General features: G+C 69.2%; 18 protein-coding genes. 10 read left to right on the top strand and 8 right to left on the bottom strand.

Features of this window, described 5'->3' with window-relative positions; genetic code table 11:
• The first annotated feature begins 101 nt into the window (after positions 1-101).
• From AFR_RS05270 to AFR_RS05290, 5 genes are all read left to right on the top strand, one after another.
• Complete coding sequence (locus tag AFR_RS05270; RefSeq protein ID WP_023358863.1) at positions 102-1,424, top strand: glycoside hydrolase family 26 protein; 1,323 nt, start codon at positions 102-104, stop codon at positions 1,422-1,424.
• A gap of 76 nt (positions 1,425-1,500) precedes the next feature.
• Positions 1,501-2,415, top strand: coding sequence for an ABC transporter ATP-binding protein (locus AFR_RS05275; RefSeq protein ID WP_023358864.1), 915 nt, complete (start codon positions 1,501-1,503; stop codon positions 2,413-2,415).
• The gene (locus tag AFR_RS05280) at positions 2,408-3,271 is read left to right on the top strand and encodes an ABC transporter permease (RefSeq protein ID WP_023358865.1); all 864 of its coding nucleotides are present in this window, start codon (positions 2,408-2,410) and stop codon (positions 3,269-3,271) included. Before AFR_RS05275 ends, AFR_RS05280 begins: the two co-directional genes overlap by 8 nt.
• Positions 3,268-4,179: an ABC transporter ATP-binding protein gene (locus AFR_RS05285; protein WP_023358866.1), complete on the top strand. Its 912-nt coding sequence runs from the start codon at positions 3,268-3,270 to the stop codon at positions 4,177-4,179. Before AFR_RS05280 ends, AFR_RS05285 begins: the two co-directional genes overlap by 4 nt.
• A 1-nt stretch (position 4,180) precedes the next feature.
• Complete coding sequence (locus tag AFR_RS05290) at positions 4,181-4,891, top strand: ABC transporter permease (protein WP_023358867.1); 711 nt, start codon at positions 4,181-4,183, stop codon at positions 4,889-4,891.
• Positions 4,892-5,201: 310 nt separating this feature from the next.
• Here the strand turns inward: AFR_RS05290 and AFR_RS05295 are convergent, their stop codons facing one another.
• The gene (locus AFR_RS05295; RefSeq protein WP_023358868.1) at positions 5,202-6,986 is read right to left on the bottom strand and encodes an ATP-dependent nuclease; all 1,785 of its coding nucleotides are present in this window, start codon (positions 6,984-6,986) and stop codon (positions 5,202-5,204) included.
• A 90-nt stretch (positions 6,987-7,076) separates the two neighbouring features.
• Positions 7,077-7,439 carry a MerR family transcriptional regulator gene (locus AFR_RS05300; protein ID WP_023358869.1) on the bottom strand — a complete coding sequence of 121 codons (363 nt, stop codon included), beginning with the start codon at positions 7,437-7,439 and terminating at the stop codon, positions 7,077-7,079.
• 74 nt (positions 7,440-7,513) lie between these two features.
• Here AFR_RS05300 and AFR_RS05305 point away from each other — a divergent pair, with 74 nt between their 5' ends.
• Positions 7,514-8,206 carry an SDR family oxidoreductase gene (locus AFR_RS05305; protein ID WP_023358870.1) on the top strand — a complete coding sequence of 231 codons (693 nt, stop codon included), beginning with the start codon at positions 7,514-7,516 and terminating at the stop codon, positions 8,204-8,206.
• 56 nt (positions 8,207-8,262) lie between these two features.
• Here the strand turns inward: AFR_RS05305 and ppc are convergent, their stop codons facing one another.
• Entirely contained in the window at positions 8,263-11,058 is a 2,796-nt protein-coding gene (ppc, locus tag AFR_RS05310) for a phosphoenolpyruvate carboxylase (protein ID WP_023358871.1), read from the bottom strand.
• Between the two features lie 171 nt (positions 11,059-11,229).
• Here ppc and AFR_RS05315 point away from each other — a divergent pair, with 171 nt between their 5' ends.
• The gene (locus AFR_RS05315; RefSeq protein ID WP_041840619.1) at positions 11,230-12,816 is read left to right on the top strand and encodes a lysyl oxidase family protein; all 1,587 of its coding nucleotides are present in this window, start codon (positions 11,230-11,232) and stop codon (positions 12,814-12,816) included.
• A gap of 40 nt (positions 12,817-12,856) precedes the next feature.
• On the opposite strand, the gene AFR_RS05320 is transcribed toward AFR_RS05315, so the two are convergent.
• From AFR_RS05320 to AFR_RS05340, 5 genes are all read right to left on the bottom strand, one after another.
• Positions 12,857-14,305, bottom strand: a complete 1,449-nt coding sequence (locus AFR_RS05320) for a hypothetical protein (RefSeq protein ID WP_148307876.1) — start codon at positions 14,303-14,305, stop codon at positions 12,857-12,859.
• Positions 14,306-14,347: 42 nt separating this feature from the next.
• Complete coding sequence (locus AFR_RS05325) at positions 14,348-15,394, bottom strand: glycoside hydrolase family 6 protein (protein ID WP_023358874.1); 1,047 nt, start codon at positions 15,392-15,394, stop codon at positions 14,348-14,350.
• A 2-nt stretch (positions 15,395-15,396) separates the two neighbouring features.
• Complete coding sequence (gene glxA / locus AFR_RS05330; RefSeq protein ID WP_041840620.1) at positions 15,397-17,346, bottom strand: radical copper oxidase GlxA; 1,950 nt, start codon at positions 17,344-17,346, stop codon at positions 15,397-15,399.
• Positions 17,343-19,154 carry a glycosyltransferase family 2 protein gene (locus AFR_RS05335; RefSeq protein ID WP_023358876.1) on the bottom strand — a complete coding sequence of 604 codons (1,812 nt, stop codon included), beginning with the start codon at positions 19,152-19,154 and terminating at the stop codon, positions 17,343-17,345. The genes glxA and AFR_RS05335 overlap by 4 nt, the downstream gene beginning before the upstream one ends.
• Before the next feature lie 73 nt (positions 19,155-19,227).
• Entirely contained in the window at positions 19,228-21,021 is a 1,794-nt protein-coding gene (locus AFR_RS05340; RefSeq protein ID WP_023358877.1) for a hydrogenase maturation protein, read from the bottom strand.
• Positions 21,022-21,212: 191 nt separating this feature from the next.
• Between AFR_RS05340 and mfd the strand changes: the two genes are divergently transcribed.
• Genes mfd through AFR_RS05355 form a run of 3 tightly spaced genes read left to right on the top strand, consistent with a single transcriptional unit; the run spans position 21,213 to position 26,598 of the window.
• Positions 21,213-24,824: a transcription-repair coupling factor gene (mfd, locus tag AFR_RS05345; RefSeq protein WP_023358878.1), complete on the top strand. Its 3,612-nt coding sequence runs from the start codon at positions 21,213-21,215 to the stop codon at positions 24,822-24,824.
• Entirely contained in the window at positions 24,821-25,648 is an 828-nt protein-coding gene (locus tag AFR_RS05350) for a hypothetical protein (protein WP_148307877.1), read from the top strand. Before mfd ends, AFR_RS05350 begins: the two co-directional genes overlap by 4 nt.
• Entirely contained in the window at positions 25,648-26,598 is a 951-nt protein-coding gene (locus AFR_RS05355; RefSeq protein ID WP_023358880.1) for a nucleoside triphosphate pyrophosphohydrolase, read from the top strand. The genes AFR_RS05350 and AFR_RS05355 overlap by 1 nt, the downstream gene beginning before the upstream one ends.
• Positions 26,599-26,615 lie beyond the last annotated feature (17 nt).

The following is a 26,615-nucleotide window of genomic DNA, read 5'->3' on the forward strand; positions in this document are numbered from 1 at the left end:
TCGAGTGGGGCTCGGCAGTCTGTCCGTTCTCGACCGTCGCCACGCGCACAACCCGGCCCGGTAGTCGACAAAACGGACTTTAGGTCCAATACTGGGCGATCGTGAGACGTCGACCGCCCCGGACCAGGCTCCTGCACCTCATCGCCGTCACGGCGATCTTCGCGCTTTCCGTGGTCGCGACCCTGTCGTGGGCCTGGACCGGAGGCGTGGACCAACTCGGCCTGCCGTACGGGCCGGGCAACGATCCCACCGTCACGGTGCCCGGCCGGCCGCTGCCGCCGCTCGGCGGTGCACGACCCACGGCGGAACCCGGCGTACCCGCACTGCCCGGTCAGCCGACCGCGGTGCCGAGCGCTTCCGGCGTACCGGGAGCCTCCGGTTCGGCCGCGCCCGGCGCCGAACCGGCCAAGCCCGGCCCTGGTCAGACCGCACTCGGCGGGCCGCGGCCGTCCCGCGCCGGCAACGGTGAATGCCGCACGGGCCGCAAACTCGTACCGTCCTGCGGTGTGCTGTGGGGTGTCGCGCCCGGCGCTTTCACCGACAAGCGCGGCAAGCAGGCCCTCGTCGACTTCGAGAAGAAGACCGAGCGGCACCAGGACGTCTACCACGCGTACCACAAGGGCAACCGGCAGCTCTTCCCGACCGACGCCGAGATCGACATCGCCCGCGACCCCGGCAAGGAACGCATCCTCTTCCTCAACTGGAAACCGTCGGGCGCCTCCTGGGCCAAGATCGCCAAGGGTGACAAGGTCACCGACGCCTTCCTGGACCGGCTGGCCAAGCACATCAACCGGGAATTCCCGGAACAGTTCTTCTTCACGGTGCACCACGAGGCCGAGGACAACGTCAAGGAAAAAGCCGGCTCCGGCTACACCGCCGAGGACTACTCGGCCATGTACCGCCACGTCGTCAAACGCCTCCGCGCCCACGGCGTCGACAACCTCGTCACGGTGCTCGTGCACATGGCGTACGTGCCGCACACCAGCAAAAGTTGGTTCGACGACATGTACCCCGGCGACAGCGTCGTCGACTGGATCGGCTTCGACACGTACGCGTACAGCGACCCCGGTTACGGCCACGGCGACTTCGCCGAACTCCTCAACCGGCAGAGCTCCGCCCGGCCGAACTGGCCCGGCTTCTACAACTGGGCCAAACGTGAACACCCCGGCAAACCCCTGATGGTCGCCGAATGGGGCGTCTGGTCGTCGAAGAAGAACCCCGGCCACAAGGCGGAGTTCTACCGCGAGGTCGGCAAGCAGATCGTCAAGTTCCCGAACATCCGCGCGATGGTGCACTTCGACACCCCGCACAACCAGGAAGGCCGCGACTCGCGCGTCGACGCCACCCCGGAAGCGCTGAAGGCCTACCGGAAGCTCGGCAAACTCCCGATCTTCCAGGTCCACGTGGCACCATCCCTGCCCTGAGACATAGGGGCTCTCAGGGGTGAGTCCGGGGGTTCACCTGATACGCGACGGTGACAGGTGTTCCTAGGCTGTCGCTGTGAGCCTCATCGACACGCAAGGGTTGACCAAGACGTACGGCGCGCGGGTCACTGCACTGCAGGACCTGACCGTCTCCGTCGAGCCCGGGATCATCGGACTGGTCGGCGCCAACGGCGCCGGCAAGTCCACCTTCATCAAGATCCTGCTGGGCCTGATCGCGCCGACGGGTGGGCAGGTGCGGGTCTTCGACATCGATCCCACCGTCGACCCCGACCGTGTCCGGGCCAAGGTCGGATACATGCCGGAGCACGACGCCCTCCCACCCGACGTCTCCGCCGCGGAGTTCGTCACCCACCTCGGCCGGATCAGCGGCCTCCCACGGACCGCCGCCCGTGAACGCGCTTCCGAGGCGCTGCGCCACGTCGGCCTCTACGAAGAGCGGTACCGCCAGATCGGTGGCTACTCCACCGGTATGAAACAGCGGGTCAAACTCGCCCAGGCGCTGGTCCACGACCCCGACCTGCTCCTCCTCGACGAGCCGACCAACGGCCTCGACCCGGCCGGCCGCGACGCCATGCTGGCGCTCATCCACCGCATCGGCACCGAATTCGGCATCTCCGTCGTCGTCTGCTCCCACCTCCTCGGCGAGGTCGAACGCATCTGCGACTCACTCGTCGCCATCGAAGGCGGCCGGCTGCTCCGCGCCGACCGCATCTCCGCGATGACCGAGGCCCGCGACGTCCTCGCCGTCGAGGTCAGCGACGGTACGGAAGAGTTGTCCGCCGCCCTCACCAAACTGGGGCTGACGGTGAACCAGGACGGCCGGCTGCTCCTGGTCGAGCTGGACCAGGAAGCCACGTACGACCGCATCCTGCAGGCCGTGGCCGACCTCGACCTGCCCCTGCACCGCCTCGACCAGCGACGCCACCGGGTGGCCGAGCTCTTCTCCACGAGGGAGACCGCCGATGTCTGAGTCGAGCGTCATCCACGACATCGGATACCAGCGCTACACCGGCCCCCGCCTCGGCCGCGGCGCGGTCTTCGCCGCCATCTACGTCCACGGCCTGCGAGCGGCCTACGGCCTCGGCCGATCCGCCAAAGCCAAGATCTTCCCGTGGCTGGTCGTCGGCATCGTCAGCCTCGTCGCCGTCATCCTCGCCGCCGTACGCGCCCAGACCGGCCTGCTCCCGCTGAACTACATCCAGTTCGCCGACGCGATGAGCTGGCTCATCATCTTCTTCGTCGCGATCGTGGCACCCGAACTCGTCTCCCGCGACATGCGCTCGGGGGTGCTCCCGCTGTACTTCAGCCGGCCACTCCGAGCCGCCGACTACATCGGTGCCAAGGTCGCCGCGATGGTGACCGCCGTCTGGGCGCTGCTCGCCGGCCCGCAGTTCATCATCTTCCTCGGCGGCGCGTTCACCACCAAGACCGGCATGTCCGGCGTGTGGAACGAACTCGGCGACCTCCTGCCGGCCTGGGCGTACAGCCTGCTCTGGGCCCTGCTCTTCACCGGCATCGGCCTGCTGATCGCGTCACTGACCGGCAAACGGGCCTTCGCCGCCGGCGGCATCGTCGCCGTCTTCCTCATGACCACCCCGGTGGTCGGAGTGCTCTCCATCCTCCCGTCGACCACGGCCCAGGAACTCGCCGCCCTGGCCAGCCCGATGACCCTGGTCAGCGGCGTCGGACAATGGCTGATCACCGGCGCCAACACCGGCCTGAACATCGGCAGATTCGGCCCCGTGTACGCGATCGAAGCCATCACCCTGATCGCCACCTGCCTCCTGCTGCTACTGGCCCGCTACCGGAGGGTGGCCTCGCTGTGACCACGGTCGAACTCAAGAACGTGTCCCGCTGGTACGGCAACGTCGTGGCGGTCAACGACATCACCATGACACTGGAACCCGGCGTCACCGGCCTCCTCGGCCCGAACGGCGCCGGCAAGACAACCGTCCTGCACATGATGGCGGGCTTCCTGTCACCATCCCGCGGCGAAGTCACCATCGACGGCGCCCCGACCTGGCGCAACCCGGACATCTACCGCCGCCTCGGCCTGGTCGCGGAACGCGAAGCCGTCCACGGCTTCCTCACCGCCCGCGAATTCGTCCAGGCCAGTGCCCGCATGCAGAAACTGCCCGACCCCAAGGCCGCCGCGGAGTGGGCACTACAGATGGTCGAGATGACCGACGCCGCCGACCGCCGCATCGAGACGTACTCCAAAGGCATGCGCCAGCGCACCCGCGTCGCCGCCGCTTTGGTCCACAACCCGCAGGTCCTGCTCCTGGACGAACCGTTCAACGGCATGGACCCCCGCCAGCGCATGCACATGATGGGCCTCCTCCACGAACTGGGCGACCGCGGCCACACGATCCTCTTCAGCTCCCACATCCTCGAAGAAGTCGAACAGGTCTCCGGCACGGTCCAGGTCATCGTGGCCGGCCGCCTCGCCGCCTCGGGCGACTACCGCCGCATCCGCCGCCTGATGACCAACCGCCCCCACGTCTTCGCCCTCCAGTCCTCCGACGACCGGCGCCTGGCCGTGGCCCTCATCAGCGAAAAATCGGTGAGCGGCGTGGAGATCGACAACACCGGTCTGACGGTCCGCGCATCCGACTACGGCAGCTTCACCCGTGCGCTGCCCCGCATCGCGCTCGGCGAAGGCATCCGCCTCCGCAAACTCCTGCCGTCCGACGAATCCCTGGAGAGTGTCTTCTCCTACCTGCTGGAGGCCTGACGTGTCGACCGTTGCGTGGATCACCGCTCGTGGCCTGTTCGGCCGGCGTCGTGTGCTCCTGCTCCTGCCCCTCCCGATCCTGCTCATCGGGCTCGCTCTGCTCTGCCGGGCGTACGACGTCAACCCGGCGGAATGGGGCACCCCCGTCCTGGTCGGCCTCGGCCTCGCCGTCGTCCTCCCGGTCATCACACTGATCGTGGGAACGGGTGTCCTCGGCTCCGAAGTGGACGACGGCACGATCGTCCACATCCTCACCAAACCGCTGCCTCGCCGCGACATCATCCTGGCCAAGCTCGGGGTGGCCATCGGGGTCAGCGCTGTCACCTCAGCTGTGCCGCTCTTCGTCGCCGGCATGCTCGCCGACTCTGCCCGTCTCGGTCTGGGGCTCGCGGTGGCTGCTGTGGTCGGAGCTTGCGCCTACTCCGCGTTCTTCCTGCTGCTCAGCCTGCTGACCCGTCGGCCTGTTCTGCTGGGTCTGGTCTACATCCTGGTCTGGGAGGGGCTGCTCGGTCGGTTCGTCAGTGGCACCCGGGTGTTGTCCATCGAGCAGTACGTCATCACGATCGCTGACAAGATCGCTCCTACCGCAATTCTGGATGCCAAGGTTTCTGTGCCTGTGTCGATTGTGATGGCTGCTTTGTTCATTGTCGGGTGTGCGGTTTATGCGATTGATCGGCTTCGTAGTTTTAGCATGGCGGGGGAGACCAGCTGATTTTTGGTTCTGGTTGACGGTTGGGGCCCCGGGGTGACCAAGACGGCTGTGGGGCGTTTTTATGCCGTTCTTGGTCACCCCGGGGCCCCAACCTTGCATGGCCTTCACTTGCAGCTGGAGATTGGTTCCTCGCTGCTTCTGCAGGAACGGCTGAGTGATCCCCTTGCGGGTGTGGTCTGGCTTCGCTCGGTGGTGCTTCTGGGGGATTTTATTGGGCAGGCCCAGGTGGGTGCGGGGTCAGGCGGACGTACCTTGCCGGTTGCGGTTCGGGAAGTTTGAATACGAGCCTTGGCTGGCCGGCGGGCGTGATTCAACGCTTGTTTTGGGGCTTCGGGGCTGTGGCACCGTTTGCTTCTGAGATGAAGGTGATTAGCTGGCGAAGCCTTTGGTCCAGCTTGAACTGGCGAAGGTTGTCGGGTCCGATCCGCAGGCAAGCTTCCCGCGCTACCCGGACCTTGTCGACGTGGGCCCTGCCGCCTCGCAGCTCGAGGGGGGCCGACCAGGCTTGGCCGTCATGAATCGGAACAGCATTCGGGTGTGTGGCCACGATGGCCTCACGCAGGACGTCTCGCGGGACGTAGTTCTCGATCTCTCGGCACGCGGTTACCCAGGCGAAACCTGGATAGGTGGGGTCGTCGAACTCGTCCCGAATTCGCCGCTTCGTGGCGTTGATCGAAGCGCCGGAGGATCGCTTGTCGCTGTCGATCATGATGGCGATGTGGCGGTTGAGCCGGCGCAGCGAGATGAACTCGTCGACCTCAGGGTCGTTCGCGCTCAAGTGGCTGAGCAGGCGGCCACCGTAGAACATGATCGAGTAGTGGATCCCCTCGACCAGAGAGGGATCAACGAGGCTGATCCAATGCTTGAGGTAGATGCGGTCAGACGGGCCCTCGACCCAGATCACGCTGTTGGCCTGCAGCAGGTCGGACGGCTGGTAGCCCAGGTCGTGGCAGATGTTCGAAAGATCCTGCGGCGTTCCAGCGCGTTGCACCTCGGTTCCGTTCTCGGTCAGCTGCACATGGAAGACCGTGGCATCCGAAGAGTCGAGCAGGTGTGCGGAATGCGTTGCGATCACGTACTGGTTCGTGGTTTCCGTTGCGAGGTAACGAAGTAGTTTGCGTTGGAGCAGCGGGTGGAGATGGACCTCGGGCTCCTCGATGCAGACCACGTGATCCTCCAGCAGCGTTGCGGCGGCGGCCAGGATGACTACCTGGTGGACCCCGGTCCCGAGATGGCTGAGTGGAAGCGTCCCCGATGCACGGCGCACCTGAATTATCTGCGCATCATGCGGAATCCGTAGGCGCGCGGACTCGTCGTCGAGTACGACTTGCACGAACTTGTTGATCGCCTCGAAGCGGTCTTCGTCGGAGAGCCGATCGATCGTTGGCCGTTCCAGCCGCTGCAGAGCCCGAACGAGATTCTCGCCGTTGGTACTGATCTGCGCAGTGTCAGTGGCCGAGTCAACCCTGATCTGCCGGAACGCCTCCACAACCTCAAATTTCGGGAGGTGGCGAAGCGGGCTGAACAACTCGAGGAGTCGGCGAAGGTTGTCTGCGCTGGAACCTGCTCGGTGGAACACGCTCATTGTCGCGTCGCGAAGCTGAGTCTCGCCGTAGCCATGAAACTCAGCTGAGACAATCTGGCCGATCTGCTGCTCGCCAAGGCGCCATGTCCCCCACGATCCGCTTGACGGGTCCGGGAGTCGGTAATCGAACCAGACCAGGTCGTCGTAGCCGCGATCCATGGCGGATGCGTGAAAGATCTTCTTGAGAGCTCTCAGCCCGGCGTCGATGCTGCCTTGCTGTCGGTAGGGCTCGAGGGCGGCTTCCAAGTCGTCGTCGCGTATGGGCCTGGCGAGCGACATTGTCATGCCCGAGCCTCGCGGCCTGCCGGCCGGGAGATCCAGTTCGTCCGGAGTTATTGCGTCGGGGCGTAGGTAGCCCTTGAGGAAGCGGATGATGTTGGATTTTCCGGCGTTGTTCTGGCCGGCCAGGATGTTGATTCGGCTGAGGCCGCCGAGTGTCTGCTGTTCGCCGGAGAAGCTTCGGTAGCCGCCGATGCTGACTCCGTGAAGGAATCGGCCTTCTTCCTGCAAAGTCCTGCTCCCTGCTTCGCGCGTGAATGGGTCACACGGTACGGCTGGGGTCCGACAGTGGTGGACGGTCGAGTCTGGGGGCTGGGGTTGTCAGGGTGTGTGGCAGGGGTGGGTGGAGTCGGTGGCTACGGCGATTACGGCGTCCAGGCGGTCGCGGGTGGCGATCAGGGAGTTGATCTGGTCGTTGATGCGGTTGCGTTCGAGGGACAGGCGGGCCAGGGATTCCGGGGTGCTGACGCCGGCGTCCACGCAGGGGAGCAGGTCGAGGATTGTTTTGCTCGGCAGGCCGGCGGCGTAGAGCTGCTGGATGAGCTGCACGCGGTCCAGGGCCTTGGGTGGGTAGACGCGCTGGCCGCTGGTGGTGCGTTCGGCGGCCAGGAGGCGCTGCTCCTCGTAGTAACGCAGGGCGCGGACGCTCACGCCGGATTTTGTTGCCAGCTCGCCGATGCGCATGGTCCGTCCTTCGCTGCGTGAGGGTGGTCACGGTTCTTGCCTCTGACGTCAGTGTCAGGTTTTAGCGTAGCCGTATGAAGATTTCTGGGTCAGTTGCTCTTGTCACCGGCGCCAACCGTGGGATCGGGCGGGCGTTTGCTCAGCACCTGCTGGAGCGGGGGGCGGCCAAGGTTTATGCGACCGCGCGCAAGCCTGAATCGATCGATCTGCCGGGTGTCGAGACGTTGCAGCTCGACATCACTGATCCTGCGTCCGTTGCCGCTGTGGCGGAGCGGGCCGGCGACGTCAACCTGCTGATCAACAATGCGGGGGTGTCGACCTACAGCAACCTGGTGACGGGGGATCTGGAGAAGGTCCGGCTGGAGTTCGACACGCATTTCTGGGGCACGCTGAGCATGATCCGGGCCTTTGCGCCGCAGCTCGGGGGTGGTGCCGTCCTCAACGTGCTGTCGCGGTTGTCGTGGGTTTCCTACGACGGTGCCAACGGTTATGCGGCGGCCAAGGCGGCCGAGTGGAGCCTCACCAACGGTGTGCGTCTCGAGCTGGCGAAGCAGGGCACTCTGGTCACCGGGGTGCTGCTCGGTGCGGCCGACACGGACATGATGGCCGGGTTCGACATCGAGAAGGTGGCGCCGCTCGAGGTGGCGCGGCTGTCGCTCGACGGGATCGAGGCCGGGCAGCTCGAGGTGATCGTGGACGAGCCGACCGCGCAGGTCAAGGCGGCGCTGGCCGGTGACCCGCGGGTGCTGTACCCGGACGCCGTCTGACATGGCGATGGCCGGGCCTTCGAGGCCCGGCCATCAACACGTTTCAGAACAGTGGGTCAGCCGGTGTTGCGCATGCCGGCGGCGATGCCGTTCACGGTGGTGAGCAGGGCGCGTTCGAGGGCCGTCGAGTCCGAGGTGGCCCGGCGGGTGCCCGGCGCCGTCGGCAGGGAGCGGTCCTCGTCGTTGAGCTCGCGGTACTGGCGGAGCAGCGCCACCTGCAGGTGGTGCAGCGGCTCCAGGTAGGTGTCGCGGACGCCCAGCGTGCGCGACAGCTCCGGCTGGCTCGACAGCAGGTCCTCGCGGCCGGTGATGGCCAGGATCTGCTCGACCGTCTTTGCGTACTCCTGCTCGATCGTGGTGAAGATCGGCTTGAGGTCGGCCGGGACCAGGGTCTCGACGTAGCGGCGGGCGATGTTGAGGTCGGTCTTCGCCAGCATCATCTCGACGTTGGAGATGAAGGTGCGGAAGAACTGCCAGTTGGCGTACATCTCCTGGAGGACGTCGGCCTGGCCGGCCGCGCGGACCGCTTCCAGGCCCGTGCCGACCCCGAACCAGCCCGGCACGATCTGCCGGGTCTGAGTCCAGCCGAAGACCCACGGGATTGCCCGGAGGCCGCCGAGACCGGCGTCGGTGTTCGGCCGCTTCGCGGGCCGGGAGCCGATGTTCAGCGCGCCCAGCAGCTCGGTCGGGGTCGCCGCCCAGAAGTACGCGGGCAGGTCCGGATTTTCGACCAGAGCGCGGTAGGCGCCGAACGCCGCACCGGACGCCGTGTCCATCGCGCCGTCCCAGCGGGCCAGCGACTCCAGGTCGACCGACGGTGTGGTGTGCAGCAGGGTCGCCTGCAGCACCGCGGCCACGGTCAGCTCGAGGTTTTCGCGGGCCAGCGCGGGCAGCGTGTACTTGTCGGAGATGACCTCACCCTGCTCGGTCACCTTGATCGCGCCGTCGAGGGTGCCGTACGGCTGCGCCAGGATCGCCTCGTGCGTGGGGCCGCCACCACGGCCGACCGTGCCACCGCGGCCGTGGAAGAGCCGCAGCCGGACGCCGTGCCGGGCCGCCACGTCACGCAGGGCGCGCTGGGCCTTGTGGATCGACCACTGGCTGGTGGTGATGCCGGCTTCCTTGTTGCTGTCGGAATAGCCGAGCATGACCTCCTGCAGGTCACCCCGAGCCTTCACGATCTCCCTGTACGCGGGGAGCGACAGCATCTCGTCGAGCAGCTCGCCACCGGCGTCCAGCTCGGCCGGGGTCTCCAGGAGTGGGACGATGCCGATCCGGGCCCGGCCGTTCTGGATGTCGATCAGGCCGGACTCGCGGGCGAGGACCGCCGCGGCGAGCACGTCGTCGACGCCGAGGGTCATCGAGATGATGTACGACTCGATGACCTCCGCGCCGAACCGGTCCTGCGACTCGCGGATGGTGTTGAACACGTCGAACGTCTTGCGCGCCGAGTCGGTGAGCGGGGTGTCGGCGCTGGACAGCGGCCGGCGTCCGGTGAGCTCGGTGGCGAGCAGCTTGGTGCGCTCGGGGCGGCCCAGCGACAGGTAGTCGTCGACCTCGCCGACCTGCGTGTACATCTGGGCGAGCACCTCGTGGTGCTTCTCCGCGTGCTCACGGACGTCGAGCGTCGCCAGCTGGAGGCCGAAGCTCGACACCGTACGGATGGCCGACGCGACCGTGCCGACCGCGGTGAGCTGGCCGGAGTTGCGGGCCAGGGACGCGCGCATGAGCTCGAGGTCGGCGATGAGCTCGTCGCTGCCGAGGTAGTCCCGGCCGGCGACGTGTGCGGTGCCGCGGCGCAGGCGTTCGCGGGTGTTGGCCAGCTTCGCCTTGATGCACCGGACCTTCAGGCGGTACGGCTCCTCGGCGTTGGTGCGCCGGAAGCGCTCCGCGACCTCGGGCAGGAGGTCGAGGTCCTTGGCGAGGCTGGCGGAGAGGTCCAGGGACACCCCGCGCAGCCGCCGGGACACCGACAGCTCGTCGATCAGGGCGTCCATGGCGGCCTCGGTGGCCTGGATGCCGTGCTCGTGCTGGATCATCAGCACGTCGCGGGTGACGGCCGGCGTGACGAACGGGTTGCCGTCGCGGTCGCCGCCGATCCAGGTGCCGAAGGTCAGCGGGCGCGACGTCGGTGCCGTCTCCACGCCGAGCTGGCGCAGCGTCTCGGCGAGGTCGTCGAGCACCTGCGGCGCGGCCTCGGCGTAGAGGTCCTTGAGGTAGTAGACGGCGTTGCGGGCCTCGTCGGTCGGGTCCGGGCGGTCCAGGCGCAGCTCGTCGGTCTGCCAGAGCAGGTCGATCAGCTCCGCGAAGCGCCGGGTCGAGGCGGTGGTGTCGCTGGCGCCGTACAGGATCGCGGCGCTGGCCTCGCCGTCCAGGGAGTCGGCGAGCTGCCGCAGCTTGGACAGGATCGAGCGGCGGGCCGCCTCGGTCGGGTGGGCGGTGAAGACCGGGCGGACCGCGAGGCGGCGGGCGGCGGCGGCGATCTCGTCGGCGGGCACACCCTGCTCGGCGATCCGCTTGGCGGCCTGGTCGAGCCAGCCGCCGTCACGGGCGCGGCGGCGCTGCAGGTCGCGGGAGCGGTGCACCTGCTCGGTGATGTTCGCCAGGTGGAAGTAGGTGGAGAACGCCCGGGCCAGCTTGGTGCCGGTGGTGACGTCCATGGCGGCGAGGCGCTCGGCCGCGGCCGGGGCGTCGGCCCGGACCAGCGCTCGGACCTCCTCGACCAGGTCGAGCAGGGGCTTGCCCTCCTGCCGGGCGAGGGTCTGGCCGAGCAACGTGCCGATGCGCCGGATGTCGGCGCGCAGCGCCGCGTCGGGGCCGTCGGGGTCGAGCTGGCCGTGCTGGTCTGTCACCGGGGCGCTCCTCTACGTCGCGTACGGAGGACAGCGCTGTCCCGACTTTGCCGATCGTATCGGTGAGCCGCCCTGCCTGCGTGATTTGAGGTAAGTCTCATAGGTCCTTACGTCCGCTTCACGTCTTTCCGGTTTACCTGTGCGACACAAAGGTTCCCGGAAGGAAAAAGCATGACAAGAAGGACCCGAGTACTGGTGGCCGGCGCTGTGGCCACCGCGGTGGGACTCACCGCCGCCGGCATGGGCGTGGCCAATGCGGCCACCGACCCGCCGCCACTGGCGTTCACCCTGGCCACCCCCAACGTCGTCGCCGAGCGTTACATCTGGGACGACGACGGCCAGGCGTACCTGTACTTCGATCTGGGCGTCAACGTGATCGCGGGCAAGGACCCGTTCGAGATCCGGGCGACCCGCAAGTCGTACGCCGACCCGATCGTGGCCAACCAGGTCGTGGTCAAGAACGGCAAGAAGAAGAACGTGCAGCTGCCCGCCGGTATGGTCACCGGCTGGGGCGGGCTCAAGGACTTCACCACGGTCACCATCAAGGACGCGGCCGGCGCCCAGGTGGCCAACTACACCACGGATTTCTGCCCGAACAGCTACAACTCGGCGCGGACCCGGCGTGACGCACCCGCGGAGAACCCCTACCCGCAGGGCTGCAGCGACTACAACCCGTTCAACCTGGGCGCGGTCTGGGGCATCCAGGCGGGCTGGAACGCCGCCACCGACAGCATGCCCAAGGGCGAGGACTTCGACCTGGCCGACGGCAGCTACACCGCCACGGTCTCGTTGAACAAGCAGTACCAGGACTACTTCAAGATCGCCGCCGACAGCGGGACGCTGAAGATCAACGTCAAGGTCGAGACGATCGACGAGCGCGAGACCGCCGATGGCGAGGCCGTCGTGGCCAAGTCCAAGGCGGCCCGCGTCGGCCAGGACACCTCACCGGAAGCGGCTGTCGCCGAGCACGGCGAGCACGCCGGCCAGGGTGACCCGTCGCTGCAGATCTCGGCGTACAAGCCGAACTTCCGGCCGCCGGCGAAGAAGCCGAAGGCCGTGAAGGCGTCGAGCATCGCGAAGGGCCCCCGCCCCGACCTGAAGTCGCTTCCCGCGTGGGGCATCTCGCTCAACCAGGAGGGCGACAAGAGCTACGTCGCCTTCGGCGCCACCGTCTGGAACGCGGGCACGTCGCCGCTGCTGGTCGACGGTTTCCGCCAGACCGGTACGGACCTGATGGACGCGTACCAGTACTTCTTCGACGCCAACGGCAAGGAGACCGGTTCGGTCGCCGCCGGCACGATGGAGTGGGACGCCCGCGAGGGACACCGCCACTGGCACTTCACCGACTTCGCGCAGTACAACCTGCTCGCGGCCGACCAGAAGCTCGCCGTGCGCAGCGGCAAGGAGGCCTTCTGCCTGGCCAACACGGACGCGGTCGACTACACGATCCCGAACGCCAAGTGGCGCCCGGAGAACACCGACCTCTCCAGCTCCTGTGGCCAGAACACGGCCGTCGCGGTGCGCGAGGTGCTCGACATCGGCAACGGTGACACCTACACGCAGGACCGGCCCGGCCAGTCCTTCGAGGTGACCGACCTGCCGAACGGCACCTACTACATCGAGACCAAGGCCAACCCGTCGAACAAGCTGACCGAGCTCAGCACGACGAACAACACGTCGCTCCGGAAGATCATCCTGGGCGGTACGCCGACCGCGCGCACCCTCGAGGTGCCGCCGGTCAACGGCATCGAGGGCTGACCCAGCCTGCGGCCTGCGGGCACTGACTCCAGCGTGGGGGTCAGTGCCCGTAGGTGTTCGTGGACCACAGCTTCTTGGACTTGTCCCGCGGGTAGAGCACAAGGTTGCCGTCGTCCTGCAGATCGAGGTCGGAGACACCGCGGCCCTCGGCGCCGGTGCTCCAGACCCGCTTGCCCGCGCCGTCGAAGAGCACCAGGTTGCCGTCGGTCTGGTTGGTCAGGCGGACACCCTGGAGACCGACCTTCTTCCACAGCTCGGTCTTGCCCAGGTAGAGGATCAGGTTGCCGTCGGCCCGCAGCCACAGCTCGAGGCGGCCGTCGGTCGAGCGCAGGGCCGAGGCCCGGTGCAGTGACCGGCCCGGTGCGAGGGTCCGCAGCCGGGTGTCGGTCAACGCGAGCTGGAGACTGTCGTACGCCGGCTGCTTGGGCTTTCCCGCCGTGTCGACGAGCCCGAAGTGGCACTCGGCGTCGGCCGGATCGGGACCGCACACGGCTGCGTCGCGGAACGAGTAGAGGAACAGCGGCCCGGTGTAGTCGAGGGCCCGCCACATCCGCACGCTCTCCTCGAGGTTGTCGCGGACGGCGGCCGGGGTCAGCTTGGTGATGCCGGTGCCCGTCGACGGGTAGCCGAACTCCGTGCCCCAGATCTTCTTGGCCGAGTCGCCGCGCGCGACCATCACGGCCCGGACCGCCGCCAGCTCGGCGCACTTGGCGTCGGGCGGCCCGAACATGCTCCACCACCGCGTCGTGCACTCCGGCCGGGACGGGCTGCGGCCCATGTTCCACGCCGGGTACGGGTGATGCGCGACCGCGTCGAAGCTGTTCTTGTAACCGTTGGCGTAGGCCCAGTCCAGCCACTGCGCCGACTCGTTGTCGTTGCGGGTCTCGCTCACCGCGTCGCCGACACCCGAGGCCCCGGCGAGCACGACACAGCCGGCGCAGCCGGCGTGCACCCGGTCGTGGGCGATCCGGACCAGCTGCCAGTACCGCGCCCGCCGGACACCGGCACTGCCGTCGCCGTAGTCACCGAACCGGGCGTAGTTCGGCTCGTTCCACACCTCGTACGCCTGCACCTTGCTGCCGAAGTGCGTCACCGTGGCGTCGACGATGCCGCGCCAGGCGGCGTCGCTGGACGGGAACGAGTGCACACCGCCGGTCCAGGTCGTGCCGTAGTTCAGGATCAGCAGCACGCGGATGCCCCGGGCGGCTGCGGCGTCGACAACCGGGTCCAGCGCCGTGAACCGCGGCTCGTCCGTGGCGGCCGGCTGGACCGCCGACCAGTTCAGGTCGAGCCGCAGCATCGGCTTGCGATCACCGACGTAGGCGTCCATCGCGTCGAGCCGCCCGGCCAGGCCGTCGAGCGACCCGCCCTCCGAGAAGCCGACGTCACCCGACGTGAACACCGGTGTCTCGGCCGCGTCCGCCGGCAGCACCACCGCGGTCACCGCCGCGGCCGCGACCAGCGCGAGCGCCATCACCCTGAACCTCATGCATGTCCTCCCCCGAAGGCGGACACCGTAACAATCCCGGGGTCAGGACGGGGGCCCCGCCAGATCAAGGGCGTACTCCGGCCACCACTGGCCGGCCGGGGGAGCGCCGCTGCCGCAGGCGCCGTCGGACTCGCCCGGGCGTTTGATCCACAGGAACGCGTCGGCGAGGGGAACCCCGGTGCGGGTGGTCGGCGTCTCGCCCAGTGCGCGGCCGGACGGGTTGCACCAGTGGCGGTCGCCTGCGCCCTTCTGCGCCGGACCGTTGCCGTTGCGGCTCGTGTCGATCACGAAGTGCGTGCCGCCGAGCAATGTGGACAGACGGGCGCCGTACGCGAGGTTGTCCTCGGTCGTCTCGAAGTTGGCCACGTTGAGCGCAAAACCGTAGGCGCGTTCGATACCCGACCGGCGTAGTGCGGTGGTCATCGGGCCCGGCTCGATCCAGGTCGGGTTGCCGGCGTCGAGGTAGACGAGCACACCCGGCAACGCGCGCAACGCGTCCACGGCCTCGGCCAGCAGGGTGTACCGCTCGGCGGTGTCTTCGGCGTCGAGGCAGCCCTGGACCGCCTGCGGGATCGCGTCCGGTTCCAGCACGATCAGCGCCCGGTGTCCGTCGAGGGAGGCCGCCAGTGCGCGTACCCAGGATCGGTAGTCCTCGGCGTCCGCCGCGCCGCCGGCGGACTGACCGGAGCAGTCCCGGTAGGGGATGTTGTAGAAGGTCAGGACGGGCAGCCGGCCGGCCGCGGTCGCGGCCGTGACCAGCTGCCGGGCCCGCTGGGCGTAACCGGGGGAGTCGTCGGCGAACCAGGTCGCGGTCGGCTGGTCGGCGATCCGGCGGACGGTCCGGGCATCCTCGGTACGCCCGGCGCGTTCCCACTCGGCGGCCTGTTCGATCGCCGCGCCCTGCGGGTCGACGTAGAGCAGACGATCGGCGAGCCGCCCGGCCCGCGACGGAGTGGGTACGGGTTTCTGCGCAGCGGCCGGACCGACCACCACAGGCGAGTCGTCACCGCGCATCGAGAGGGTCACGATGGCCGTGAGGACCAGCGTCAGGGAGAGTCCGGCGGCGATCAGCGGCCAGTGGCGGCGCATCGTCAGCGCACCTGGACCCAGCGCCCGGTCGACGGCACACCCTTGTCGTCGACCAGGAAGAGCATGTACCAGCCGGACGGCACGAGCCCCTTGGACTTCGGCACGGACAGCGCCACGCCGTCGGCGGTCGGTGTCACGTCCAGGGCAACGGACCGCTGGTCCACGTCGGTCACGTGGGTGACCGCGCCGGGCCGCAGCAGTCTGGCCGTACGGATCCGCTTGGCGTCCGGGGTGGCGAAGTCGACGGTCGTGCCGCGCTGCACGGCGGTCGGTCCGGCGCCGGCCACCGGTCGTTTGCCCTTGAACAGGTACGGCGGTGAGTAGACCTCGATGCGCTGTTCGAAGGTGCCGGGGTCCTTGCCGGCGGTGTCGTAGAGCGGGTCGCTGCCCATCGTGATGACCCGTCCGTCCGGCAGCAGCAGCGCCTCCGAGTGGTAGTTGCGGCCGACGGTCGACTCGGCCGCCGTCTCGAAGCGGTCCTTGGCGGGCCGGTAGATCTGCACGTTGAACAGGTCGCTGCGGGTCTTGCCGCGGTATTCACCGCCGCGATACCCGGACGAGCCGCCGGTCGTCAGGACGGTGTCGTCGGGCAGCACGACGGTGCTCAGGTAGCGCGCCGGCTGCGGCAGGTCGGGTCCCGGCAGGTACGCCGGCCGCGGCCCGTCCAGGTCGGCGATCGCCGTCCGCCGGGTGGAGATCGGGGACTCGCCGACCTCACCACCACCGAAGATCATGACGCGCTGGTCCTGTGCGGGCGGCAGCAGCACGGACGAGCTCGTCTCGGTCAGCCGCGGTTCCGGCAGTCCGGGGACAACCTGGAACTTGTTGTCACGCAGGTCCCACAGCCCGGGCGTACGCCCCTCGGTGTCCGAGCCGTACCCGGAGTTCGAGCCGGAGAAGAACAGCCGCCCGTCGGTCATCAGGTGCAGGCCGGGATAGGTGGGGAAGACCCGCTTGAGCTTCGGCGCGTCGACCCAGCGCCGCTGGTCCTTGACGTACCGCTCGTTGTCGCCGGGCAGCATGCGGCCGAACTCGTCCAGCCCCGAGACCGCGAGCACGTCACCGTTCGGCAGCTCGGCCAGGGTCGGGTACCAGCGGCTCTTGACCATGTCACCGGTCCGCACGTAGCGCTCGGTGCGCGGGTCGAACTCGTACGACGTCTTGTCACCGCCGTACTCCTGCTTCTCCCGCGTGATCTTGTCGGAGACGCCGTAGATGTTGCGCTTGTCCAGCCCGGTGAGACCGGCCACCGCGTACTGGGCGGGGTGGTCGACGATCGAGGCATCACCCTCCGCCACGGCGTCGACCCAGACCTCGGCCGCGCCCGCGTGGGTCATCACCTTGCCGCCGTGGTTCATCGCCTTCGCCGGCGGCACGGTCACGTCGTCGCGGGTCAGGTAGGCCCGGCCGTCCGCGGCCGTCAGCCGGGTGCCCTTCGGGAACTTCCGCGGGCCACCCGCCGGTGACTCGTTCTTGATCTTCATGACCCCGGCGGCGTGCGTGATGTCCTTCTCCAGGACCTCGTACGACTTCGTCCCGCCCGCGATCAGCAGGTTGCCGCTGGGCAGGAACGTGTGCCCGGCGCAGAAGACGTCCGTCGGTGTCGGCACCTCGGTGAACGAGTTCTTCGCGGGGTCGTACAGGACCGTCCGGAAGGTGCCGGCTTCGAAGTTCTCCCGGTTGTTGCCGCTGCCCGCCACGATCAGCACCTTGCCGGTGTTCAGCAGGGCCGCGTGGATGGCGTTGACCCGGTACTTCTGCGGCACCGGCAGCCGCGCCCAGTGACCGTACTTCTCCTTGTAGGACTGGCGGTTGATGGTGAAGTCGTGCAGGGCGTCGGACCCGAACGCGACCACGGGACGGTTGACGAAGACGAGCAGGCCGAGGACGACGAGACCGATCACGCCGCTCAGCAGGCGGCGGGCCGTCGACATGCGGGGGCGGGGTTTCATACGTACGACTCCACGGGCTCTTCGGTGTTCTTCTCGGACGGTGTGCCGGAGGGCGGCGGGGTGGCCCGGCGGCGCTGATATTCCTGACCGGCCCAGATCGCGGGCGGCATCAGGCAGATGACGAGGTTGATGGCGGGCCACAGCCACATCGCGCCGTCGACGTGCCCGCCGATCGGCGCGGCGATGAGCAGCGCGACGTAGAACGCGGCCCACCGCAGGCCCGGCCCGAAGGTCAGCAGCCGGTCCGGGCTGGACGAGTCGCCCTTCGGCGTCACCACGAAGCCGGTCTTCCGGCGCAGCAGTGCCCCGAGGTAGGACGACACGTAGACGGGTGTGGACAGCGTCGAGACGAGCATGCCCGTGAGCCCCGACGAACCGGCCTCCTCGTGCGGGCTGGTGTTGTGGCGGCGGTTCCACACGTAGAGGCCCAGCTGGAAGAGCGCGGCGTCCACATAGAGCATCAGCCAGACTTCCTGCGGCACCTGCACACCCTTGGCGCCCAGCACCAGATAACAGACGGCGTTGGCCGCACCGAGCAGCCAGGCCAGCGCGGTCAGCGGGTAGTACGAGGTCAGCAGCCAGTAGTGCAGCCCACGCCGGGGCCCGAGCCGCCACAGGAACTTCAGGAACGACGTGACGACAACCTCGTCCGTACCCCGTGACCACCGGTGCTGCTGGGTGAAGTAGTCGGTCCACGACGACGGGCCCTCACCGACCGCGAGCACGTCCGGCGTGTAGACCGAACGCCAGCGCTTGCCGGAGTGCGGGTTGCGCGCGCTGTGCAGCACCAGACTGGTGGCCATGTCCTCGGTGATCGAGTCCTGGAGGCCACCGATGCTGCGCAGGGCCGAGATGCGGACGGCGTTGTTCGTACCGACCAGCATCGAGACGCCGAGCCGGTTGCCGGCCCGCTGGAGCAACGAGTGGAAGAGGTACTGCTGCGACTCGGCCCAGCGGGTGACGACGTTGTCGTAGTTCCCGTAGATCTGCGGGCCCACCACGAACGCCACGTCGGGATCGCGGAAGTACCCGAGCAGCCGCTCGCAGAAGTTCGGCATCGGCACGTGGTCCGGGTCGACCGAGACGAACACGTCGTAGTCGTCGCCGTTCTCCTCCACCCACGAGTTGTAGTTGCCGTGTTTGGTCTTCGCCTTGAACGCACCCGCCGGGGTGTTGTACTCCGGCCGGCCCTTGCGGCTGAAGTGCTGCACACCGAGCCGCGCGCACATCGCCTTGACCTCGTCGTTGTCGCCCTCGTCGAGCAGCCAGACGTCGTAACAGCCGGGGTGCCGGATCGCGCGGGCAGCCGTCAGCGTGCGCTCGACCATGTCGACCGGTTCCTTGCCCGGCACGATCGTGGTGAGGAAGGCGACGCGCAGCGCCCGGTCCGGGATCATCGGCACGGGATCACGCGCCCACAGTGTGGCCAGGCACAGCGTGAACACGTTGACCAGCCGGAACAGTTCGATCAGCGCGGTCGCCACGATCATGACGACGGTGGCCGCGTAGAGCCAGCGGTGCAGGTGCGCGTCGGGCACCTCGATCGAGGAGAGCAGCCAGGCGAAGAACGTGCTCTCGAAGGCGAACGCAAACAGGGTGATCAGCACCGTGGCGATCGGGCGGCGGCTGGCCAGCGGGCGCATCCGCACCCGCTGCGGGCCGGGGCCGGGCACCTCGGCCGGTCCGGCCAGCACGCTGTAGCCGCTGTACTCGTACTTGCCGGGCAGAAGCTGGGTCGGTGTGTTCAGGGCTCGCGCCAGGGCGGGATCGACAGCTGCTCTGGGCGCGGGAATTCCTTGGTCGCTCATCGGCGTCCTCTCAGACCCGGGCATGGCGGAATCGGCGCACGCCCGAGGGGCGTCCGCCGTGGCGTGCGGGGGATCAGGCCGACATCGGGACCGCGGACCGCACCCGGACCTGGGTGTCACCGGCCGGCGCGGTGTTGCGCGGGCGGCTCAGCTGACGCGGCCGGGCCGCGGGCTGCTCCGAGCGCGGGGCCGGCAGCAGGTGGGCGGGTGTGGTGGTGGGACGCACCTTGCCCACGAACGCCCGCCGGGCGGCGGCAAAACCGGACCGGTCGCCGAACATGTCGCTGCTCATCTCGGCCAGCTCCCGCGCCTCGTACGCGTCCAGCGGCACCCGTTCCCCGGCGAGCCGCTTGGCCTTCGCGGCCTGACGGCGGCGCGCCTCCCGCGCGTCGGCCTGCCGCACGGCCAGAGCGGTGAGCCACTCGCCGTACGCCTCGGGGTGGCGCGGCCCGACCTCGTCGACCAGCCCCAGGTCGGCGGCCTGCTCGGCGCTGACCGGCAGCTTCGCGTCGATGAGCCGCTGGGCGGTCTCCGGTCCGACCCGCCGGGGCAGCGTGAAGGTGTGCAGCTCGGAGCCGTAGAGCCCCATGTCGTAGTACGGGTTGAGGACCACACCCTGCCGGGCCGCGACGATGTCGGCACCGAGGCCGAGCATCGCGCCACCGGCGCCGGCACTGCCCGCGTACGCGGCGATCACGACCTGCCGCGTGCACGTGATGATCTCGCGGCACACCTCGTTGATGGCCTTGATGTTCGCCCAGGCGGCGTCGGCGGGGTCACCGGACGCGTCGATGACGTTCAGGTGGATCCCGTTGCTGAACGTGTCCGTGCCGCCGCGCAGCACGAGCACCCGGGTGTCCTGCGCCGCGGCGTGCCGGAACGCGGCCAGCAGCCGGCGGCAGTGCCCGGCGGACATCGCGCCGTTGTAGAAGTCGAAGGCCAGCCAGCCGACCGGTCCGGACCGCCGGTACCGCACCTGCCGGTACGCGGGTCCTTCCGGTTCGGTGCCCACGGGTACGGGTGAGTTGGGCACACCGCGCAGCCGCTTGCCGAGCAGGGTGGTCGCGGGCAGCTTGACCGGCCGCGTCTGCGTGGCGTCGCGCAGGTGGCCGAGCCAGACGCTGCCGTCGCCGGTGCCGACGAGCACAGCGCCCTGCCGGCGGCCGAGCAGGGTGCCGGGGCGCGCACCCCGGGTCAGCCCCGGGTGCACGTCGTAGGCGAAGACGTCCAGACCGGCGAGCGTCGTACGCACGCCCGGGTTGCCGTCGGCGGCCCGGATCCGCCGGATGATGTGCTCGGAGGGCTGCGTCCAGTCGAAGGCGCGGTCCGCCTGCTTCATCGCGGGCCGCGGCCGGGCGCCCTGCACCTCGATGGTCAGCTCGGTCGCGGGCACCGGCCGGAACGCGGGGTCGGCGGCCTTCGTGAGCACCTCGAAGACACACTCCACGGCCGCATCGGCGACCGGTCCGTTGTAGAGGGACGACTTGCGGGGGGCGGCGGCGGGCATCGGGAACGTGCGGGTCGCCCAGATCGGGCCCGCGTCCAGCTCCTCGACGGCCTGCAGGGCGGTCACACCCCAGGTGGGGGCGCCCTCGAGGATGGCCCAGTCCAGCGACGACGGCCCGCGGTCACCGACCGGCCCCGGGTGGATGATCACCGTGCGGTGGTGTTTCCAGACCTCGGCGGGGACCCGGTCCTTGAGGTACGGGCAGATGATCAGCTCGGGTTGTGCGGCCGCGACCCCGTCGACGATGTCCTCGTGCCCGGTGGCGACCAGGACCCCGACGTCGTGGCCCGCCTCCCGCAGCGCGCACCAGACCCGCTGGCTCAGACCGTTGAACGCCGACACGAGCAGCAGAACCCGCACATTGCCTCCCCAGACAATTCCCCCCACAACGAACGGGCAGTCTGAACTACCTATTTGTTGTCATGTCGGACTTGCTGTCCGATAGCGGTCCGTCGTGCCGGTGCAGCCGATCGGCGGACTAAGCTTTGGGGCATACCCCCCGTCCAACTGGCGTCGGGGGTTTTCGATGTGCCTTCCGGGGGTCTTTTTCCATGCAACTCAGTGGCCTGATCCCGGCCGCCCTGCGTGACCGCGGGCTGGCCCGGGCCCGCGATCTGGCTCACAAGGGCGGAGCCGACTCCGACGCCCTCGACCTCACCGCACCCGCCTCGCTGCGCCCGTTCGTCGTGGCCGCGGTCGCCGGACCGGCCGAGACCGGTGGCGCCGGCCGTCCGGTCCTCGCCGTGACCGCGACCAGCCGCGAGGCCGACGACCTGGCCGACGCGCTCGGCTGCCTGATCTCGCCCGACCGCGTCGCCGTCTTCCCGTCCTGGGAGACGCTGCCGCACGAGCGCCTCTCCCCGCGTTCCGACACCGTCGGGCGCCGCCTGGCCGTGCTGCGCCGGCTCGCACACCCCGAGAACGGCCCGGTCCAGGTGGTGGTCGCGCCCGTGCGCAGCCTGCTCCAGCCGCAGCTCAAGGGGCTCGGCGACCTCGAGCCCGTCGAGCTCACCCCCGGTGGGACGGCCGAGCTCGAGGGTGTCGCGCGCCGGCTCACCGACATGGCGTACGCCCGGGTCGACCTGGTCACCAAGCGCGGCGAATTCGCCGTCCGCGGTGGCATCCTCGACGTCTTCCCGCCGACCGACGAGCACCCGTCCCGGGTCGAGTTCTGGGGCGACGAGGTGGAGGAGATCCGCACCTTCGCCGTCGCCGACCAGCGGACCATCGAGGAGGTCCAGCGGCTCTGGGCGCCCCCGTGCCGTGAGCTGCTGCTCACGGAGCCGGTGCGGACCCGGGCCGCTCAGCTCGCCGAGGAGCACCCCGAGATCGCCGAGATCCTCGACAAGCTCGCCGAGGGCATCCCGGTCGAGGGCATGGAGTCGCTGGCACCCGCCCTGATGGAGGGCACCGACTCGATGGAGTTGCTCATCGACTGCATGCCCCGCGGCACCCACGTGCTGCTCTGCGACCCCGAGCGGATCCGCACCCGGGCCCACGACCTGACCCGGACCTCGGACGAGTTCCTCGAGGCCGGCTGGGCCGCGGCCGCCGTCGGTGGCCAGGCCCCGATCGACGTCGGCGCCGCCGCCTTCAAGACCCTGGCCGACGTACGCGCCCACGCCGCGGTCCTGCACCAGCCCTGGTGGACCGTCTCGCCGTTCGGCCTGGCCGAGGCCGACGCGCCGGAGTCCGAGACGCCCTGGCTCGACACCCCCGCGGTGGAGGTCTCGCCCGACCTCGGTGACGCGATCGCCCTGCACGCCCAGCCCGTGCCGCTCTACCACGGCGACACCGCCAAACTGGCCGCCGACCTGCAGACCTGGTCGTCCGACAACTGGTCGATCGCGCTGGTCTTCGAGGGCCACGGCACCGCCCAGCGGGCCACCGAGCTGCTGCGCGACGCCGGTCTCGGCGTCACCCCGGTCGACTCGATCCCGGTCGCCGTCGAGCCGGGTCAGCTGCTCGTCACCTGCGGCGGTCTCAACCACGGCTTTGTCGACGAGGGCTCGAAGCTGGCCGTCATCACCGGCAACGACATCACCGGCGGCCGCGGCGCGTCCACCAAGGACATGCGCAAGATGCCCAGCCGGCGGCGCAACACCATCGACCCGCTGGAGCTCAAGCCCGGCGACCACGTCGTGCACGAGCAGCACGGCATCGGCAAGTACGTCGAGCTGGTGCAGCGCACGGTCAACGGCGCCGAGCGCGAGTACATGGTCATCGAGTACGCCGCCTCCAAGCGCGGCCAGCCCGGTGACCGCCTCTTCGTGCCCACCGACCAGCTCGACCAGCTCTCCCGGTACGTCGGTGGCGAGTCGCCCGCGCTGCACAAGATGGGCGGCTCCGACTGGCAGAAGAGCAAGGCCCGGGCGCGCAAGGCCGTGCGCGAAATCGCTGCCCAGCTCATCCAGCTGTACGCCGCCCGCCAGGCGTCGAAGGGCCACTCGTTCGGTCCCGACACGCCGTGGCAGCGCGAGCTCGAGGACGCTTTCCCGTACACGGAGACGCCCGACCAGATGGCCGCGATCATCGAGGTCAAGCACGACATGGAGCAGGCGATCCCGATGGACCGCCTGATCTGCGGCGACGTCGGGTACGGCAAGACCGAGATCGCGGTCCGCGCGGCGTTCAAGGCGGTGCAGGACGGCAAGCAGGTCGCGATCCTGGTGCCGACGACGCTGCTCGCCCAGCAGCACTACAACACGTTCGCCGAGCGGATGAGCCAGTTCCCGGTGACCATCAAGCAGCTGTCGCGCTTCCAGACGCCGAAGGAAGCCGCCCAGACGCTGGAGGACGCTGCCGCCGGCACCGCCGACATCGTCATCGGCACCCACCGGCTGCTGGCCGCCGCGACCCGCTTCAAGAACCTCGGCATGGTCATCGTCGACGAGGAGCAGCGGTTCGGCGTCGAGCACAAGGAGCAGCTCAAGACCCTGCGGGCGTCCGTCGACGTGCTCACCATGTCGGCCACGCCGATCCCGCGGACGCTCGAGATGGCGATCACCGGCATCCGCGAGATGTCGACCATCGCCACCCCGCCCGAGGAGCGGCACCCCGTGCTGACGTTCGTGGGGGCGTACGACGACAAGCAGGTGGCCGCGGCGATCCACCGCGAGCTGCTGCGCGACGGCCAGGTCTTCTATCTGCACAACCGCGTCGAGTCGATCGACAAGGCCGCCCGGCGCCTGCGCGAGCTGGTGCCCGAGGCCCGGGTCGCCGTCGCGCACGGCCAGATGGGTGAGGAAGCGCTCGAGAAGGTGATGGTCGGCTTCTGGGAGAAGGAGTTCGACGTCCTGGTCTGCACGACCATCGTGGAGTCCGGCATCGACATCCCGAACGCCAACACCCTCATCGTCGAGCGTGCCGACCTGCTCGGACTCTCCCAGCTGCACCAGATCCGCGGCCGGGTCGGCCGGGGCCGGGAACGCGCCTACGCCTACTTCCTCTACCCGAGGGAGAAGCCGCTCACCGAGACCGCCCACGAGCGGCTCGCGACCATCGCCCAGCACACCGAGCTCGGCGCCGGCATGTACGTCGCGATGAAGGACCTCGAGATCCGCGGCGCCGGCAACCTGCTCGGCGGCGAGCAGTCCGGCCACATCGAGGGTGTCGGCTTCGACCTGTACGTGCGGATGGTCGGCGAGGCGGTCAGCGCCTTCAAGGGCGAACGCCCCGAGGAGGAGCCGGAGGTCAAGATCGACCTGCCGATCGACGCGCACCTGCCGACCGACTACATCGCGGTCGAACGCCTGCGCCTGGAGATGTACCGCAAGCTCGCCGAAGCCCGCGACAGCGCCCGCCTCGACGAGGTCGTCGCCGAGATGACCGACCGTTACGGCGAGCCGCCGACCGAGGTGGCCAACCTGATCGCGGTGGCGCGGTTCCGGCTGGTGGCCCGCGCGTACGGCCTCACCGACGTGTCCGTGCAGGGCAAACACCTGCGGTTCTCGCCGCTGCCGCTGCCGGACTCCAAGCAGATGCGGCTCAAGCGGTACCACCCGGACTCGGTCTACAAGACCGCCAACGACCAGGTCAGCGTGCCCCGGCCGAGCACCCGGCGGGTCGGGGGCGAACCGCTGCGCGACCAGGCCCTGCTGCAGTGGTGTGCGCAGCTGCTGAAGGACGTCCTCGGTGACGTTCCGGCCAAGGTGCCCGCATGATCCGATTTCCGGGGGTGCGCGGCGTGGGTCACAAGGGCCGTGAGAGAGTCATCGGTATGCAGCCTGCCCGCCGACTCGCATCCATCGCCGTCGTCGCAGTCCTCGCCGTCAGCGGTCTTTCCGCCTGCCGGGCCGAGCCGGACGTGGCCGCGTACATCGGTGGAAAGACGATCACCGAGTCGCAGGTGGAGAAGGTCTACGACCAGGCCAAGGACGAGCTGACGGCGTCGCGGGCGCAGATCCAGCAGCAGAACCAGGCGGCCCCGTCGGGTGAGCCGGCCCCGCCGGTGCAGATGCCCTTCAAGCAGAAGGACGTCCTCAACGCACTGCTCACGGTCGACGTGCTGGAGCGGGCCGCGGCCGCGCACAACGTCCAGCCGGCCGCCGAGCCGACGGTCGAGGCCGTGGCGCAGGGTTCGAGCTTCTCGCCGGGCTGGGAATACACGAAGCTCTACGCCAAGACTTTCCAGCTGCGGGCGGCGCTGCTGCCCAAGGTGACGCCGTCGCCGCTCTCCGACGAGGACCTGCGCCCGGTCTACGACCGGCTGCTCGCGACCGGCGCCGGTGACTCGACGCCGTACGAGCAGTTCAAGTCGCAGCTCTCCGACGCCAACAAGACGGCGCTGCAGCAGAGCCTCGGCCTGCGCGACGAGCTGCTGAAGATCGTTGCCGACGAGAACGTCAAGCTCAACCCGCGGTACGGCGACCAGCAGCTCGTGCTGCTCTCCGCCAACGCGGGCAACGCCGAGGTGCCGCTGGTCGAGCTGTCGTTCGCCGGTGCCGATGCCTCGAAGGCGCCGTTCGTCTCCGACGTCTCCTCCTGATGGATCCGGCCGGGCGGATCGTCCTGCTGGTCACGTCCCCGCGACTGCCGGCCGGTCTGCTCACGGCCGCGGCCTGGGACCTCGCCCGTGCCCACCCGGTCTACACGGCGGCCGAGACCGAGCAGGCCGAGGCGTTGCGCGCCTCCGGGGTGCCCGTCACGGTCGTCGAGCCCGACCCCGAGACGCTGATCACCGCCCTGTCCTCGCACGACACCGTGATCTGGCTGGCCGGTGCGGCCGGTGACGAGGACTTCGCCCGGCGGCTCGGCCTGCGGCTGGCCCGCGAGCCCTCCCTGGCCGAGCTGGAGCTCTGTTACGGCTCGTGGGACCCGCCCGGCGCCCGGCTGCTCGACGCCGTCGCCGTGATGGACCGCCTGGTGTCGCCCGGCGGTGACCCGTGGAAGCAGCAGCAGACCCACGCCAGCCTCGCGCAGTACCTGCTCGAGGAGAGCTACGAGGCGTACGACGCGATCGTCGCCGGTGACCTCGACGCGCTGCGCGAGGAGCTCGGCGACGTCCTGCTCCAGGTCGTCCTGCACGCGCGCCTCGCCGAGGACCGCGACGAGGACGAACGCTGGAGCGTCGACGACGTCGCCGGGGGACTGGTCGACAAGATGGTGCGGCGCAACCCGCACGTCTTCGCCGGCGAGACGGTCGGCAGCGTCGAGGACATCATCGACAACTGGGAACGCATCAAGAAGGAAGAGAAGGCGCGGGACTCGGTGCTCGAGGGCATCGCCCTGAGCCAGCCGGCGCTGTCGCTCGCGGCGAAGATCCTCCAGCGGGCCGGCCGGGCCGGTCTCGAGGTGCCGCTGCCCACCGGCACCGACCTCGGGGCGACGCTGCTGCGCCTGGTCGCCGAGGCGCGGGCGGACGGTCAGGATCCCGAGGCCGCCCTGCGGCAGGCGGCGCTGGCTCTGGCTGAGGAGATCCGCAAAGCCGAGGGGTGACCCCAGGCAGTACATTT

This window comes from Amorphoplanes friuliensis DSM 7358 (assembly GCF_000494755.1).
In the GTDB taxonomy this organism is placed as follows: domain Bacteria; phylum Actinomycetota; class Actinomycetes; order Mycobacteriales; family Micromonosporaceae; genus Actinoplanes; species Actinoplanes friuliensis.